17 protein-coding genes are annotated in these 14,885 nt (G+C 40.2%); all 17 read right to left on the bottom strand.

The window, feature by feature from the left end; all coding sequences use genetic code 11:
* Window positions 1–607, bottom strand: a 607-nt coding sequence (gene hisIE / locus AC1DRF_RS04680; RefSeq protein WP_477740382.1) for a bifunctional phosphoribosyl-AMP cyclohydrolase/phosphoribosyl-ATP diphosphatase HisIE, incomplete at its 3' end; no start/stop codon positions are given.
* Window positions 604–1,362, bottom strand: coding sequence for an imidazole glycerol phosphate synthase subunit HisF (hisF, locus tag AC1DRF_RS04675; protein ID WP_427076608.1), 759 nt, complete (start codon window positions 1,360–1,362; stop codon window positions 604–606). The genes hisF and hisIE, both read right to left, overlap by 4 nt.
* Window positions 1,362–2,096: a 1-(5-phosphoribosyl)-5-[(5-phosphoribosylamino)methylideneamino]imidazole-4-carboxamide isomerase gene (gene hisA, locus AC1DRF_RS04670; protein ID WP_097824889.1), complete on the bottom strand. Its 735-nt coding sequence runs from the start codon at window positions 2,094–2,096 to the stop codon at window positions 1,362–1,364. The genes hisF and hisA overlap by 1 nt, the downstream gene beginning before the upstream one ends.
* The gene (gene hisH / locus AC1DRF_RS04665; protein WP_427076609.1) at window positions 2,083–2,730 is read right to left on the bottom strand and encodes an imidazole glycerol phosphate synthase subunit HisH; all 648 of its coding nucleotides are present in this window, start codon (window positions 2,728–2,730) and stop codon (window positions 2,083–2,085) included. Before hisH ends, hisA begins: the two co-directional genes overlap by 14 nt.
* Window positions 2,731–3,315, bottom strand: a complete 585-nt coding sequence (gene hisB / locus AC1DRF_RS04660; RefSeq protein ID WP_427076610.1) for an imidazoleglycerol-phosphate dehydratase HisB — start codon at window positions 3,313–3,315, stop codon at window positions 2,731–2,733.
* A 75-nt stretch (window positions 3,316–3,390) separates the two neighbouring features.
* Complete coding sequence (gene hisD / locus AC1DRF_RS04655; protein WP_427076611.1) at window positions 3,391–4,659, bottom strand: histidinol dehydrogenase; 1,269 nt, start codon at window positions 4,657–4,659, stop codon at window positions 3,391–3,393.
* A 15-nt stretch (window positions 4,660–4,674) separates the two neighbouring features.
* Window positions 4,675–5,307, bottom strand: coding sequence for an ATP phosphoribosyltransferase (hisG, locus tag AC1DRF_RS04650; protein WP_013059721.1), 633 nt, complete (start codon window positions 5,305–5,307; stop codon window positions 4,675–4,677).
* The gene (locus tag AC1DRF_RS04645) at window positions 5,307–6,488 is read right to left on the bottom strand and encodes an ATP phosphoribosyltransferase regulatory subunit (protein ID WP_477740381.1); all 1,182 of its coding nucleotides are present in this window, start codon (window positions 6,486–6,488) and stop codon (window positions 5,307–5,309) included. Before AC1DRF_RS04645 ends, hisG begins: the two co-directional genes overlap by 1 nt.
* Before the next feature lie 175 nt (window positions 6,489–6,663).
* A complete protein-coding gene (locus AC1DRF_RS04640; protein ID WP_097824890.1) occupies window positions 6,664–7,191 on the bottom strand; it encodes an acyltransferase in 528 nt (175 codons plus the stop codon).
* Window positions 7,188–7,835 (bottom strand): pyrophosphatase PpaX, encoded by a 648-nt coding sequence (gene ppaX / locus AC1DRF_RS04635; RefSeq protein ID WP_028409653.1) that lies wholly within the window; start codon window positions 7,833–7,835, stop codon window positions 7,188–7,190. The genes AC1DRF_RS04640 and ppaX overlap by 4 nt, the downstream gene beginning before the upstream one ends.
* A 60-nt stretch (window positions 7,836–7,895) precedes the next feature.
* Window positions 7,896–8,729, bottom strand: a complete 834-nt coding sequence (gene lgt, locus AC1DRF_RS04630) for a prolipoprotein diacylglyceryl transferase (RefSeq protein WP_013085403.1) — start codon at window positions 8,727–8,729, stop codon at window positions 7,896–7,898.
* Window positions 8,730–8,745: 16 nt separating this feature from the next.
* A complete protein-coding gene (gene hprK, locus AC1DRF_RS04625; protein ID WP_013085404.1) occupies window positions 8,746–9,681 on the bottom strand; it encodes an HPr(Ser) kinase/phosphatase in 936 nt (311 codons plus the stop codon).
* 188 nt (window positions 9,682–9,869) lie between these two features.
* Window positions 9,870–10,235: a phage holin family protein gene (locus tag AC1DRF_RS04620; RefSeq protein ID WP_427076612.1), complete on the bottom strand. Its 366-nt coding sequence runs from the start codon at window positions 10,233–10,235 to the stop codon at window positions 9,870–9,872.
* 2 nt (window positions 10,236–10,237) lie between these two features.
* Window positions 10,238–10,432, bottom strand: a complete 195-nt coding sequence (locus AC1DRF_RS04615; RefSeq protein WP_013059728.1) for a PspC domain-containing protein — start codon at window positions 10,430–10,432, stop codon at window positions 10,238–10,240.
* Between the two features lie 41 nt (window positions 10,433–10,473).
* The gene (locus AC1DRF_RS04610; protein WP_043977367.1) at window positions 10,474–11,565 is read right to left on the bottom strand and encodes a DUF4097 family beta strand repeat-containing protein; all 1,092 of its coding nucleotides are present in this window, start codon (window positions 11,563–11,565) and stop codon (window positions 10,474–10,476) included.
* Window positions 11,566–11,603: 38 nt separating this feature from the next.
* Window positions 11,604–11,915 carry a hypothetical protein gene (locus AC1DRF_RS04605; RefSeq protein WP_427076613.1) on the bottom strand — a complete coding sequence of 104 codons (312 nt, stop codon included), beginning with the start codon at window positions 11,913–11,915 and terminating at the stop codon, window positions 11,604–11,606.
* Between the two features lie 87 nt (window positions 11,916–12,002).
* On the bottom strand, window positions 12,003–14,879 hold the full coding sequence (gene uvrA / locus AC1DRF_RS04600; RefSeq protein WP_427076614.1) for an excinuclease ABC subunit UvrA: 2,877 nt from the start codon (window positions 14,877–14,879) through the stop codon (window positions 12,003–12,005).
* Window positions 14,880–14,885 lie beyond the last annotated feature (6 nt).

The following is a 14,885-nucleotide window of genomic DNA, read 5'->3' as shown; positions in this document are numbered from 1 at the left end:
CTTTTAATACTGATAGGACATCGTCTAAAGGCAGCTTTTGCTCACGAAGTAAAACAAGTACGTGGTACAATAAATCTGCAACTTCCCACTTCAGCTCATCATGGTCACGATTTTTTGCTGCAATAATCACTTCACCAGCTTCTTCTCCTACTTTTTTGAGGATTTTATCTACGCCTTTATCGAATAAGTACGTCGTATAAGCTCCTTCTGGCATTTCAGCTTCACGCTTAGCGATTACTTCTTCTAGCTCATTAATAATAGCAAACCGATTATCGTTTTGTTTATTTTCACCAAGAATTGTTTCATTAAAGCAGCTGTAAGCGCCCGTATGACAAGCAGGACCTTGGGGCTCCACTTTTACAACAAGAGAATCAGCATCACAGTCATATGCCATGCTCACAATTTTTTGTGTGTTTCCAGAGGTTGCACCCTTGTGCCACAACTCTTGTCGAGAACGGCTGTAAAACCATGTTTCACGTGTATCAATTGATTTTTGAAGTGATTCTTCGTTCATATAAGCTAATGTTAAAACTTCTTTGCTCACAGCATCTTGTACAATAGCTGGCACAAGTCCATCACTGTTGAATTTAATGTTTTCAATCGTCATCGAATGCTCACTCCTTGTTGTTTTGCATAGCTTTTAATTTCTTTTACAGATGTTTCTTTATAGTGAAAGATCGAAGCCGCCAAAGCCGCGTCAGCTTCCCCTTTTTCAAACGCATCGACAAAATCTTGACCATTTCCTGCGCCGCCAGAAGCAATAACAGGAACGCTCACCGCTTGGCTGACTGCTTTAGTTAATGCTAAATCAAACCCTGACTTTTCACCGTCTTTATCCATACTCGTTAACAAGATCTCACCCGCACCGCGCTTCACTGCTTCTCTGGCCCAGTCGATTACTTCCCAGTCCGTTGTGTTGCGGCCTCCGTGTGTGTAGACTCGCCATGATTGTAAGCTTTCATCATACTTAGCATCGATGGCTACCACAATACACTGAGCTCCAAAAAAGTCGGACCCTTCTGTAATCAGTGTTGGATTGAGTACGGCTGCTGTATTTAATGACACTTTGTCTGCACCAGCACGAAGCATTCTTTTCATATCTTCTAATGCATTAATTCCTCCGCCCACCGTGAAAGGAATCGCTAGCTGAGATGCTACTTCTTCTACAACATGTACCATCGTTTTGCGTCCTTCATGAGAAGCAGAAATGTCTAAAAAGACTAATTCGTCTGCGCCTTCTTCATCGTAAAATTTCGCCAATTCTACAGGATCTCCTGCATCTCGAAGTTCCACAAACTGAACTCCTTTTACCACACGGCCGTCCTTTACATCTAAACAAGGAATGATTCGTTTTGTAATCATTACGCTTTCACCTCTTGAAGTGCTTCAGCTACTGTAAACTTATTTGTATAAAGTGCTTTCCCTACGATGGCACCAATAACACCGTCAGCTTCATATTTCTTTAGTGCATCTAGATCAGCAAGTTTACTAACTCCCCCTGATGCAATCACACCTTTTCCAGTAGCCTTAGCCATTTCAACAATTCCTTCCACATTAGGACCAGACAGCATACCATCAGTAGAAATATCCGTGAAAATAAATGTTTCCGCACCAGCATTAGCCAATTCTTTTCCTAGTTCTGTCGCTTTGATTGTAGATGTTTCCACCCAGCCTTCCGTCGCAACATAGCCATCACGTGCATCAATACCAATAGCAATACGCGCACCATATTCCTTCAGCATTTTTTTCACAAATTCAGGATTAGAAATAGCTGCACTTCCTAAAATAACACGGTCAATTCCGCTTTCTAAATAGTAAGCAACGTCAGCTTCTGAGCGAATGCCTCCTCCAATTTGCACACGTACATCTAATTTCTTTTTCACGCCTAGCACAAATTCATCATTCACGCGCTTGGCCGCTTTTGCGCCGTCTAAATCAACCATGTGAATCCACTGAGCGCCTTCACTTGCGAATTGTGTGGCCATATCTACCGGAGAATCTCCGTACACCGTTTCTTTTGAGTAATCTCCTTGAAGCAAACGGACGCACTTTCCTCCGCGCATATCAATGGCTGGATATATTTCAAATTTGCTCATACGATGGGCTCCTTTTCTCTACGAAGTTTGCATAATTTTGCAGCATTTGCATTCCGATTGCACTGCTTTTTTCAGGGTGGAATTGAGTGCCAAATACGTGTTCTTTTCCAACAACTGCTGGAACTTCGACATCATAAGGACTTGTTGCTAAAAGCACGTCTTGATCATTTGTTTTTACGTAATAAGAGTGAACAAAGTACACATGACCTTCACTGATTCCATCAAGCAGAGCAGACTGCTGATGAAAATCTAAAGAGTTCCAGCCCATATGGGGAACTTTATATGTCTGTCCTTCGGCAGTAATGCCGGGAATACGCTCGACTCTCCCTTTTAACAGTTCCAGCCCTTTTGTTACGCCGTTCTCATCGCTTTCTTCAAATAAAAGCTGCATACCTAAACAAATTCCAAGCAAAGGCATTCCTTTTGCTACTTCTTTTTTAATAAAGTCCGTCAGCTTTGTTTGATTCAGCTGTTCCATCGCATCTTTGAATGCTCCAACTCCAGGAAGAATCAGCCCTTTTGCCTTTCTTAGTTCTGCAGGATCTGCCGAGATAATATAATCATAGTTTAATCGTTCAAGAGCTTTACTTACGCTGTATAAGTTGCCCATCCCATAGTCGATAATTCCAATCATTTACAACATCCCTTTCGTCGAAGGCACACCTTTGACACGCGGATCAATCGTTGTCGCTTCGTCCAAAGCACGTGCTAAAGCCTTAAACACCGCTTCAATAATGTGGTGCGTATTTTTACCGTAGTGTACAATTACATGTACATTCATGCGAGATTCTAATGCAAATTTCCATAAAAATTCATACACAAGCTCTGTATCAAATGTACCGACGCGCGACGCGGGAATATCACCTTTAAATTCAAAATGAGGACGATTGCTTAAATCTACTACCACTTGAGCCAACGCGTCATCCATTGGTACAAAAGCATTTCCATAGCGCTTAATTCCTTTTTTATCACCGAGCGCTTCTTTGAACGTTTGACCAAGGCAAATACCGATATCTTCCGTCGTATGGTGATCATCAATCTCCGTGTCTCCATCTGCTTTTACATCAAGGTTAAACTGTCCGTGTTTTGTAAATAAATCGAGCATATGATTTAAAAAAGGAACGCCTGTATCAATGCTCGTTTTTCCTTCTCCATCGATTCCAATCGCTAATGCAATATCCGTTTCGTTTGTTGTACGTTTAATACTTGACTCTCTCATTGTTAAACTCCTTTCAACTGTGCATGTAATAAGTAAAGAAAAGAACATTTCTACTCTTTTCTTTTAATCTCCACCTTATTTTTTAAAGCGTTCTTCAACCGCCCTTGCATGAGCTTCTAGCCCTTCTAAACGAGCAAATGCTGCGATTTTCGAGACATTTTTCTGCAGAGCTTGTTGGCTGTATGAAATGATACTAGACTTTTTCACAAATGAATCAACTGATAAAGGACTTGAGAATTTTGCTGTCCCATTTGTTGGAAGAACATGGTTTGGTCCCGCGAAATAATCGCCAACAGGTTCTGAGCTGTATCTTCCTAGAAAAATAGCACCGGCATGACGAATGGAACCTAAAAGTTCAAGCGGACTTTCAGTCATAATTTCTAAATGCTCAGGAGCTAATTGATTAACAGCTTCAATCGCTTCTTCTAATGACCCGGTCACATAAATAGCGCCATGGTTATCAATAGAAGGTTTTGCAATTTCTTTACGAGGTAAAGATTCTACTTGTCTTTCCACTTCTTCTTTAACAGCTTCGGCTAATTTCATAGAAGGCGTAACTAAAATACTTGAAGCTAATTTGTCATGTTCTGCTTGAGACAATAAATCAGCGGCCACTTCGTTCGGCTTAGCCGTATCGTCTGCTAGTACGACAATTTCACTAGGTCCAGCAATTGAGTCAATGTCTACTAAGCCATATACTTCTCTTTTCGCTAATGCAACAAAGATATTACCTGGCCCTACAATTTTATCGACGGGTTGAATTGTTTCTGTTCCATAGGCAAGTGCTCCTACTGCCTGAGCTCCCCCTACTTTATAAATCTCTTTGACCCCAAGCTCACTCGCTGCTACCACTACTCCAGCAGGAAGCGCGCCGTCTTTTCCTGGAGGTGAAACCATCACGATACGTTTTACACCTGCCACTTGAGCAGGAATGACATTCATTAAAACGGAAGAAGGATACGCCGCAAGGCCTCCTGGTACATAAACACCTACTGCATCTAAAGGCGTTACTTTCTGCCCTAAAATGGTGCCGTCTTCTTTTGTTGTCATCCAAGACTGCTCGACCATTCTTTCGTGGTAATCACGAATGTTGTCAGCAGCTTCACGAATGATTGACAGCATATCTGCATCGACCAGCTCATAAGCACGCTTCTTTTCTTGTTCTGTCACAAGCAAAGAAGAAAGCTCAACGCCGTCAAATTGGGCTGTATATCTTTTTAAAGCTTCGTCTTTTTGCTCTTGCACCTGCTTTAAAATATTTACGACAATTTCTCTTTGAGCACTTGTCCCTTGATCAATCGTACGCTTTAAGCTCACTTGTTCTGTTACACGTGTAATTTTCAATGTATGTCACCTCTTTTATACAGGTTGAACCACTTGGGCTAAACGATTCACTAAATCATCAATTCGTTCGTCTTTTAAACGATAGCTCACAGGGTTCACAATCAAACGCGATGTAATATCTTCAATGTGCTCCAATTCAACAAGTCCGTTCTCTTTTAGTGTTTGTCCTGTTGATACAATATCAACGATCCGATCAGCCAGGCCGATTAAAGGCGCTAATTCAATGGAACCATTCAATTTAATAATTTCTACTTGCTCTCCTTGCTCCCTGAAATAAGTAGATGCTACATTTGGATATTTGGTTGCCACTTTTTGAGCAATTTCTGATTTTTTAGCATTAGGCAAACCGGCAACGGCCAGATGACATTTACTAATATTTAAATCCAACAGCTCATAGACATCTCTTTCTTCTTCTAACATTACGTCTTTACCTGCAATACCAAGATCCGCTACCCCGTATTCTACATAAGTAGTAACGTCCATTGGTTTTGCTAAAATAAAGCGCATGTTCTCTTCAGGAATGTCTACAATCAGCTTGCGCGAATCATCAAATTCTGGCGGCAATTGAAAGTCTGCTTGACGCAAAAGTTCAGCTGCTTCTTCAAAAATACGTCCTTTTGGCATTGCAATTGTTAATAGTTCACTCATTATTGTCCCCCCTTGCCTCGTTTTCCAATTAGAAACGTGACTTCTTCAAACTGTGCAGTAAATACATCAACATCATCAACGCCTGCAATTTCCTGAGTCACTACCCGGTATCCTTGCTTGCGCTGTTCAGCAGCTAAAGCTAATGCCTCATCTAAACGCTCCTGGCTATATAATATGCCGTATACTGCTGAAGGCTCATATACTTCTTCGCCCAGCGCTTCAATTAAGCGGTCGAGCTGAATTCCAAATCCTGTAGCTGGTGTTTTAGACGCAAATTTTTCAAGAAGCTGGTCATAACGTCCTCCATTACCGATATGGAAACCAACGTTTTCAGCAAAGACTTCAAATAAAATACCTGTGTAATAGCTCATATGACTGACTAAGTTAAAATCAATTTTAATTTCATCCGTTACACCGTACGCATCAAGCATATTCCATAGCTTTTTCAAATCACCGGCTGCTTTTTTACCAGCTTCGTTTTCAACTAGTTCAACCGCTTCTTCAATCTTCTTTTCATCTCCGCGCAGGTTAAGCAGCTGAAGGAGACGCAGTTTATCAATAGAAGATAGATTCAAATCTTTTACATGATTACGATAACCCACGTAATTTTTCTCATATAAAAAGCGGCGAAGCACGTTAGCACGTTCTTCATTTCCGACAATTTCTAAAAAAAGCGAATTAACAAACCCGATGTGGCCAATTGCCACTTTAAATGATTTAAGTCCCGCTCTTTTTAACGCGCCGATCATAAGAGCAATCACTTCAGCATCGCTGCTCATCGTAGCGTCTCCAATTAGCTCAACGCCTATTTGTTCAAACTCCGCCGGGCGGCCGCCCTCACGCTGCTGAGCTCGGAATACATTTGCTTCATAAGCTAAGCGCAAAGGAGAATTATTTAAAAGTTTTGAAGCGGCCACACGTGCAAATGGCGTTGTTACATCCGGTCGCAGCACAAGCGTATGCCCTTCTTTATCTAAAAGTTTAAACAATTGTTGATCTAAAATAGCTGATGCGCTTCCTACCGTCTCGTAGTATTCCACAGTAGGCGTTGCCATATATTGATAGCCCCAGCTGCTGATTTCATCTGCCAGCTGATTGCGAACTTGTTTTTTTCTTTCAAAAAGAGCTGGCAGGGTATCTCTCATTCCAAGGGGTTTTTCAAACATAAATAACTTTGACATTCCGACACGTCCTTTAAGCTTGATTTTATCTATTATTGATAGGTTGATTTCGCTTTATCACGCTAATGTATTAGCGAAATAACAAATTAAAGTTATTGATAGTTTACACCCGATAAAGTCAGCCGTCAACCGCCAGCTGTTCAAATTTACAAAAAAAACCACAGCTTAGTTCTTGCTAAGTTGTGGCTTTAGGCTCTGCTTCCTTGCGCTTTTCCATTTCTTCTTTTGTATAGATGACACGCATAGGGTTACCTCCAACAAAGAAACCGGGTGCTACATCTTTATGAACCACCGTTCCAGCCGCTACAACCGCTCCGTTGCCGATTGTTACGCCTGGAAGGATGGTGCTATTTGCTCCAATCATCACTTCATCCCCAATGATGACATCTCCAAGACGATATTCCGTTATCAGATATTCATGAGCGAGAATAGTTGTATTGTATCCGATAACCGTATTGCGTCCTACTTGTATTTTTTCAGGAAACATAATATCGAGCATCACCATAAGGGCAAAGGATGTTTGAGGTCCTACTTTCATCCCTAAGCACGCTTTGTACAGCCAGTTTTTCATCGAAAGAAAAGGCGTATAGCGAGCGCATTGAATGATTAGGAAGTTGCGCACTACTTTCCAAAAAGGCACGGTCTTATAGACATGCCAAAGGGAATTAGCTCCTTTAACCGGATAGCGCGTCGTTTTTCTCACTGACGTTCTCCTTTTAATATATCAATTAAATCCGTCATATTCTCTAAAATAATATCAGGATTATAAGAAGCGATATGATCTCTTCCTTTTGCGCTCCAAGCAACTCCAGCTGTTTTCGTATAAGCTCTTTGGCCAGAAACGATGTCATGATGGTTATCTCCCACCATCAGCGCTTCTTCAGGTTTAGCATTAAGCAGCTTCAGTGCTTTTTCTACTGGCTCAGGATGCGGCTTTGCATTTGTTACGTCTTCAATTGCAACAATCGTATCAAAGAACTGGTCTAACTTTGTTAACTTAAGCCCCATCATGACCGTATTTCTTTGCTTTGTTGTGACAATGCCTAATTTATAATTCTGCTCGTGCAGCCATTTAACTGTTTCAAGTACGCCTTCAAATTCTTTAACAAGCAAATCATGATTAGCTAGATTATGCGTGCGATACATCTCAATCATTTCGTTTACTTTCGTTTTATCCATTTCTACAAACGTGTCGTATAAAGGAGGTCCCATAAACTGTAAAATATCTTCACGAGTATATTGTTCAGGATAATAGTGATTAAGCGTATGAGTAAACGAAGCAATAATTAATTCATTTGTATCAATTAACGTACCGTCTAAATCAAACAAAACCGTATTAATCGTCATTATTCATTTCCTTCCCTTGCGTCAAATCAAGTTTGTGTAAATCTTGTAGCTTTTCTTCATTTACGCCTTAGATTGTGCTTCTTCATTCTCTAAGTATTTCTGTTTACTCATGCCCGTCACGCGGCGGACAATAATTAAAATAATGGCTATTACAATCAGTGCGAGTGAGACAACTTGAGCGATTCTGAGTGTATGCGTCAGCATTAAACTATCCGTGCGAAGCCCTTCTACAAAGAAGCGTCCAACTGAGTACCAGATTAAATAAGATAAGAAAATTTCTCCTTTTCGCAGACTGGTGCGGCGAAGTACCATCAACAGGATAAATCCGGCAAAATCCCATAATGATTCGTATAAAAACGTAGGATGATAGTATGTACCGTTAATATACATTTGGTTAATGATAAAATTTGGAAGGTGCAACCCTTCTAAAAAAGCACGGGTAACCGGGCCCCCATGTGCCTCTTGATTCATAAAGTTTCCCCAGCGCCCAATGGCTTGGCCAAGGATTAAACTAGGAGCAGCAATATCAGCCAACTTCCAAAATGAAATTTTTTTTACTTTCGAATACACAATGGCAGTTAATACGCCTCCGATTAAGCCCCCATGAATGGCAATCCCACCTTGCCAAATCTGAGGTATTTCATTTAAATGCTTTGAATAGTATCCCCATTCAAAGGATACATAATAAATTCGTGCACAAATAATAGCTATTGGCACAGCAAATAAGATAAGATCAACAAATGTATCTTTTGATAAGCCTCTTCTTACACTTTCTCTTGTCGCAATATAAAGACCTAATAGAACACCTGCACCGATAATTACGCCGTACCAGTAGACCGTTAGAGGGCCAATTTCAAGGAAAACGCGATCTAACGGCTGAATAGTTGCTTCCACAAGTTAACACCCTTTCTTATAAATCTTCACGATCTCCTTCTTCAATTACATCTGTTAGACGTGCAGAAAATTGTTCTGCTGCGTTAATACCCATACGCTTTAAGCGGAAGTTCATTGCCGCCACTTCAATGATAACAGCTAAGTTTCGTCCTGGACGTACTGGCAATGTAATTTTTGTAACGTCTGTATCAATAATTTTCATTTTATCTTCTTCTAAACCAAGGCGATCATAATGTTTCTGCTGATCCCATGTCTCTAACTGAATAACAAGTGAAATTCGCTTATAGCTTCGTACAGCTCCTGCGCCGAATAGCGTCATCACATTGATGATCCCTAGTCCTCGAATTTCAAGCAAATGCTCGATTAAACCAGGCGCATTTCCTACAAGCGTGTCTTGATCTTCTTGACGGATTTCCACACAGTCATCGGCTACTAGACGATGTCCCCTCTTAACAAGCTCTAGAGCTGTTTCACTTTTACCAACGCCGCTTTTTCCCATGATTAATACACCAATTCCGTATATATCAACTAATACGCCGTGCATGGCAGTAGTAGGTGCTAGCCGGCTTTCAAGAAAATTCGTTAAATGGCTGGAAAGTCGCGTTGTTTTAAAGCTTGAACGCAGCACAGGAACTGATTCACGCTCTGAAGCTTCGATAAGTTCTTTCGGTACATCCATTTCGCGCGAAACAATGATAGCCGGCGTGATATCTGTACACATCTTTTCCATTCGAACTTTTTTTTGTTCATCATCTAATTGTTTAAAAAATGATAGTTCTGTTTTACCTAACAGCTGGATACGTTCTGCTGGGTAATATGTAAAATAACCTGCCATTTCAATACCTGGACGTGAAATATCACTTGTTGAAATAGGGCGGTCGATTCCTTCTTCTCCGCTAATAAGCTCTAATTTAAATTTCTCAATGATGTCTTTTGTACGTACTTTAACCACCGTGCATCCTCCTTTTATGAACAGTCATATACCTGTTCATGTCTACAGTATATCCAACTCTCGCTTTTATGTCGCGTTTGGTTCTAGCCATTTTATTTTATCATTAATACGGAAAGAAAAGAAAAAAAAGATGGCATAGGCTGCATCACCTTACCATCTTTTTTAGAAAATTAAATATTGCAAGAAAGTTATCTTCTATTTTGAAGCGGTTCAACAATGACTCGTTGAATAAGCGCATTTAAAAGCGACATAATTACTGAGGCTAAAAGCGCTGTACCAAACCCGTCAATATTAAAAGAATCTCCCATAACACTTTGTGTAAGCATCAGCGTAATGGCATTAATGACGAATAAAAACAGCCCAAGCGTAAGAAATGTCACCGGCAGGGTAAGTAAAATTAAAATCGGCTTAACAAACACGTTCAAAATAGATAGAATCAAGCTCGCGATAATAGCTGCACTGACTGATTCCAAGTGGAAAGTGTCGATATAACCTGCAATTACGATTAATACGAGGGCATTGATTAAAATACTAATGATTCCACGCAATAACATTTTTAGAAATCTCCTTCTTCATTTGGAACTAAAAACACAAAAATCATATATAAGATGACCGGAGTACCTACTGTAAAAAATAAACTGATGATAAACAATACGCGGAGTAGTGAAGCATCTATTCCGATATACTGAGAAATACCGCCGATAACACCCGCAAGCTTGCGATTTGTTCGCGAACGATACAACTTTCGCACGTTAATCATCTCCTTTGTTTTTTTACTAAAACAAGCGTTTTCTATTTTATAACAATTGAGCCCGTTTTGGATTCAGCTAACAATTTATAGCCTTTCGGCGAAGCGACATTTGCTTTGAAACGAAGTTGTTTCATCACCGTTTCTTTTTTCTCATCTACTATTTCCATCTCAGGAAGTGTACACGTAAAATTCCCAAAGTTAGATTTCAAATCTCCATCAACGGAGAGATGAGGCGGCGTATAGAGCGTAATGCTTCCTGTAGTCGTTTTGAAAAATGCTTTTTCAATGCGCTCTCCTTTTAAATACGTATCAATATCTCCGTTAAATGTCTGAACATCAATCTTTTTTGTATCTCCATCAAATTTAACCGTTCCATTGATTGTTTCAAGCTCACATTTCGAAGCGAGTATTCGAGAAAGTTCCATGTGCCCGTTTGATGTCTCCATTTCGAGAGAATGGCTGTTCACATCGTAAAAGCGGATGGTACCATTAGCTGTTTTGGCTTTCAGGTCTCGTACGCTTAGTCTTTCCCCATCGATTGAACCATTAAACATACGGAGCTTGACGCGTTCATATTCCATTTCTGGAATATAAATAATCGCTTTCACTTTCATTTGCTTTTGCTGAATTGAAAAGCGCAATTTGCCATTTTCAATGGAAAATGCCGTATGCTGCAAGAAAGTGCGGCGTGCTTCATCCGAATTCTCTACTTTGTAGATAGCAGCTTCACACTCTATTCGTACTTCTGTACTTCCCCAAGGTCGGAGTTGGACGCTTCCATTTGCTAAATCTACGTCAATCTCTTGAATATATGCTTCTGATTGTTGAAAGATGTGCTGAACGTCAATCGAAGGACCAAAGTTAAAATCTAAATCTCCTTCTTTTACTTTTTTTACCGTTTGATCTACAAATGTAAACAATTTTTCCTTTAAAGAGCTTTGAGATGACTTAGAAGCGTACGTTTTTTTCTGTTTTCCTCCTACATAAGGGGATAGCTCAGCTTTATCAGGCGTAGCATAGGAAGAATCATTAGCTGAGTCTTTTTCCAATGAATTCAGCAAAGTTAAAGCCTCATCTACGCTAAGTTTCCCTTCTTCTACCATCTGTAAAATTTGTTTACGCTTTTCACTCATACCTTCCATCTCCTCTTTACGTTTTAGTCATTTAACTTTTATCTGCTTAATATTTGTATCCCTTTTACAATATTCCATACAAACACAACAACATTAACTAAAGAAACAACAACTAAAGCTACAATTAAAAGAACAAATACCGTTCCACTAGAGCCAGTAAGAGCAGGAAGCAAGAAAAATAAGAACAAGATCGCTGTAGCGATAGGTAATAAATGTGACAAAAATGCAGTTTTTGCATGTTTCTTTACTTCTATGTTATGAACAACAAAATAAATAATAATAGGTAATAAAAATGGTGCAAAGAAAACGCTAAAATAATTTAAGGAAGATAGTATGCGATTTCCTTCCATAATAATCAGCTCCTTATATCATGTATTACGGTTTAATGAGTTAAAAAGTTTCATTCTTTATAAAAAAGACACCAATGCTGGTGTCTTTTAACGAGTTAATGCCTCTGCTTTTTCAACTTTTTTCTCCATACGCTTGCGGTCACGTTCTAAAATTGGCTTCAAATAATGACCCGTATAGGATTCTTTTACTTTTGCCACTTCTTCTGGCGTACCCGTAGCCACAATTTGTCCGCCTTTATCTCCACCTTCAGGCCCTAAATCAAGCAGGTAATCAGCTGCTTTGATGACGTCTAAATTATGTTCGATCACTAAAACCGTATCTCCATTTTCAACTAAACGCTGGAGCACTTTTAATAATCGTGCAATATCATCGACATGAAGACCGGTAGTCGGTTCGTCTAAAATGTACAGCGTTCTTCCTGTTGAGCGGCGGTGAAGCTCTGAAGCTAATTTTACACGCTGTGCCTCTCCACCGGATAAAGTAGTAGCCGGCTGTCCAAGGGTGATATAGCCAAGTCCTACATCGTAAATTGTCTGCAGCTTCCGCTTAATCTTTGGAATGTTTTCAAAGAAGTGAAGCGCGTCTTCAACGGTCATATCCAACACATCTGAAATGTTTTGATCTTTGTATTTCACTTCTAAAGTTTCACGGTTATATCGTTTGCCGTGGCAGACTTCACAAGGGACGTATACATCTGGCAAGAAATGCATTTCAATCTTGATAATACCGTCTCCTCGACAAGCTTCACAGCGGCCGCCTTTCACGTTAAAGCTAAAACGGCCTTTTTTATATCCGCGCACTTTTGCTTCGTTTGTTTGGGCAAATACATCTCGGATGTCATCGAATACACCTGTATAAGTTGCAGGGTTCGAACGAGGCGTACGGCCTATGGGAGACTGATCAATATCGATGACTTTATCTAAGTGTTCAATGCCTTTGATTTCTTTATGTTCTCCTGCTTTGCTTTTTGCTTTATGCAGCTTTTGCGCCAATGATTTATGAAGGATATCATTTACCAGCGTACTCTTACCTGATCCAGATACACCTGTAACAGCCGTGAACATACCTAACGGAAGCTTTGCTTTTACATTTTTTAAATTATTTTCTTTTGCTCCTATAATTTCAATCATCCGATCTTTATCTATTGACCGTCTTTCCGCTGGAAGAGGAATAAACTTCTCTCCTGATAGATATTGACCCGTTAAAGAGTTTTCATCCTTCATCACTTCCTGAGGCGCACCTTGAGAAACAACAGCACCTCCGTGTACGCCGGCTCCTGGTCCGATATCAATTAAATAATCAGCTGCCATCATCGTATCTTCGTCATGTTCTACAACAATCAACGTATTTCCAATATCGCGCATATCTTGCATCGTGCGAATTAAGCGATCATTATCACGCTGATGAAGACCGATAGAAGGTTCATCTAAAATATAAAGAACCCCCGTCAAACGAGAACCAATTTGAGTAGCTAAACGGATCCGCTGTGCTTCTCCTCCCGAGAGAGTTCCAGCAGAGCGGTTTAATGTTAGGTAATCAAGCCCCACGTTAATGAGAAAGCTTAGACGCTCACGAATTTCACGCAGTATCATATCCGCAATCTTCATGTCTTTTTCAGATAGGCTGAGACTTTCAAAAAAATCATATGCTTCTTTTACTGAGAAGCGGGTTGTATCTCCTATATGCTTTTCGTCAATAAGCACCGCTAAGCTTTCGCGTTTTAAGCGATTTCCTTTACATTTTGGGCAAGCTTGCTGAGCCATGTACTTTTCCATTTGCTCACGGATATAATCTGAACTTGTTTCATGATAACGGCGCTCTACATTCCGAAGCACGCCTTCAAATTCGATATGATTTTCTCTTACTTGGCCAAAATCATTTTCATAGCGAAAGTAAATTTTTTCTTTACCGCTGCCATATAATACTTTATCAAATAAATGTTCCGGGATATCTCGCACCGGCACGTCCATATCGATGCCGTAATGTGTACATACGGCTTCAAGCAGCTGCGGATAGTATTGAGAACTTGTTGGCTCCCAAGGTGCAATTGCGTGCTGACGAAGCGTTAAGTCATAGTTAGGAATAACTAAATCTTTGTCCACTTCCAATTTCGTTCCTAACCCGTCACACGTTGGACACGCCCCGTACGGACTATTAAATGAAAACATGCGGGGCTCAAGTTCTCCAATGGAGAAACCACATTTTGGACAAGCATGATGCTCACTAAAAAGCAGTTCTTCTTCACCTATCACATCAATAATTACTTTCCCGTCTCCGAGGCGAAGAGCTGATTCCAAAGAGTCTGACAAACGAGCGGCTACACCTTCTTTTACAACAACGCGATCAATTACTACTTCAATGGAGTGCTTTTTGTTTTTTTCCAGTTCAATTTCTTCTGTTATTTCACGCATTTCTCCGTCTACTCGAATGCGAACGTACCCTTCCTTTTTAATATCTTCTAACACTTTTACGTGGGTACCTTTTCGGCCAGATACCACAGGTGCCAGTACTTGAAGCTTTGTACGTTCAGGGTACTCTAAAATTCTATCTACCATTTGCTCAATCGTTTGAGATGTAATTTCAATTCCATGATTAGGACAAATCGGCTTTCCTACACGAGCAAACAAAAGGCGCAAATAGTCATAGATTTCGGTCACAGTTCCGACGGTTGAACGAGGGTTTCGGCTCGTTGTTTTTTGATCGATTGAAATAGCAGGCGACAATCCTTCGATGGAATCTACATCGGGCTTATCCATTTGACCTAAAAACTGTCTTGCATATGCCGAAAGCGACTCGACATAACGCCTTTGTCCTTCTGCATAGATTGTATCGAAAGCTAAAGAAGATTTACCAGAACCTGATAACCCTGTTAATACTACTAATTTGTCTCGCGGGATTTCAATATCGATATTTTTCAAATTGTGGGCTCGTGCACCTTTTACCACGATTTTTTCCATCGCCATGTTTTA

This window comes from Priestia sp. P5_B4, from assembly GCF_056400385.1.
This window is presented reverse-complemented; position numbering and strand designations above follow the sequence as displayed.

Excerpts from the sequence above, each read along its gene's own strand:
- hisF (WP_427076608.1), bottom strand. The coding sequence starts at position 1,362 with ATGATTACAAAACGAATCATTCCTTGTTTAGATGTAAAGGACGGCCGT.
- hisA (WP_097824889.1), bottom strand. The coding sequence starts at position 2,096 with ATGAGCAAATTTGAAATATATCCAGCCATTGATATGCGCGGAGGAAAG.
- hisH (WP_427076609.1), bottom strand. The coding sequence starts at position 2,730 with ATGATTGGAATTATCGACTATGGGATGGGCAACTTATACAGCGTAAGT.
- hisB (WP_427076610.1), bottom strand. The coding sequence starts at position 3,315 with ATGAGAGAGTCAAGTATTAAACGTACAACAAACGAAACGGATATTGCA.
- hisG (WP_013059721.1), bottom strand. The coding sequence starts at position 5,307 with ATGAGTGAACTATTAACAATTGCAATGCCAAAAGGACGTATTTTTGAA.
- AC1DRF_RS04645 (WP_477740381.1), bottom strand. The coding sequence starts at position 6,488 with ATGTCAAAGTTATTTATGTTTGAAAAACCCCTTGGAATGAGAGATACC.
- ppaX (WP_028409653.1), bottom strand. The coding sequence starts at position 7,835 with ATGACGATTAATACGGTTTTGTTTGATTTAGACGGTACGTTAATTGAT.
- AC1DRF_RS04620 (WP_427076612.1), bottom strand. The coding sequence starts at position 10,235 with ATGTTATTGCGTGGAATCATTAGTATTTTAATCAATGCCCTCGTATTA.
- AC1DRF_RS04610 (WP_043977367.1), bottom strand. The coding sequence starts at position 11,565 with ATGAGTGAAAAGCGTAAACAAATTTTACAGATGGTAGAAGAAGGGAAA.
- AC1DRF_RS04605 (WP_427076613.1), bottom strand. The coding sequence starts at position 11,915 with ATGGAAGGAAATCGCATACTATCTTCCTTAAATTATTTTAGCGTTTTC.
- uvrA (WP_427076614.1), bottom strand. The coding sequence starts at position 14,879 with ATGGCGATGGAAAAAATCGTGGTAAAAGGTGCACGAGCCCACAATTTG.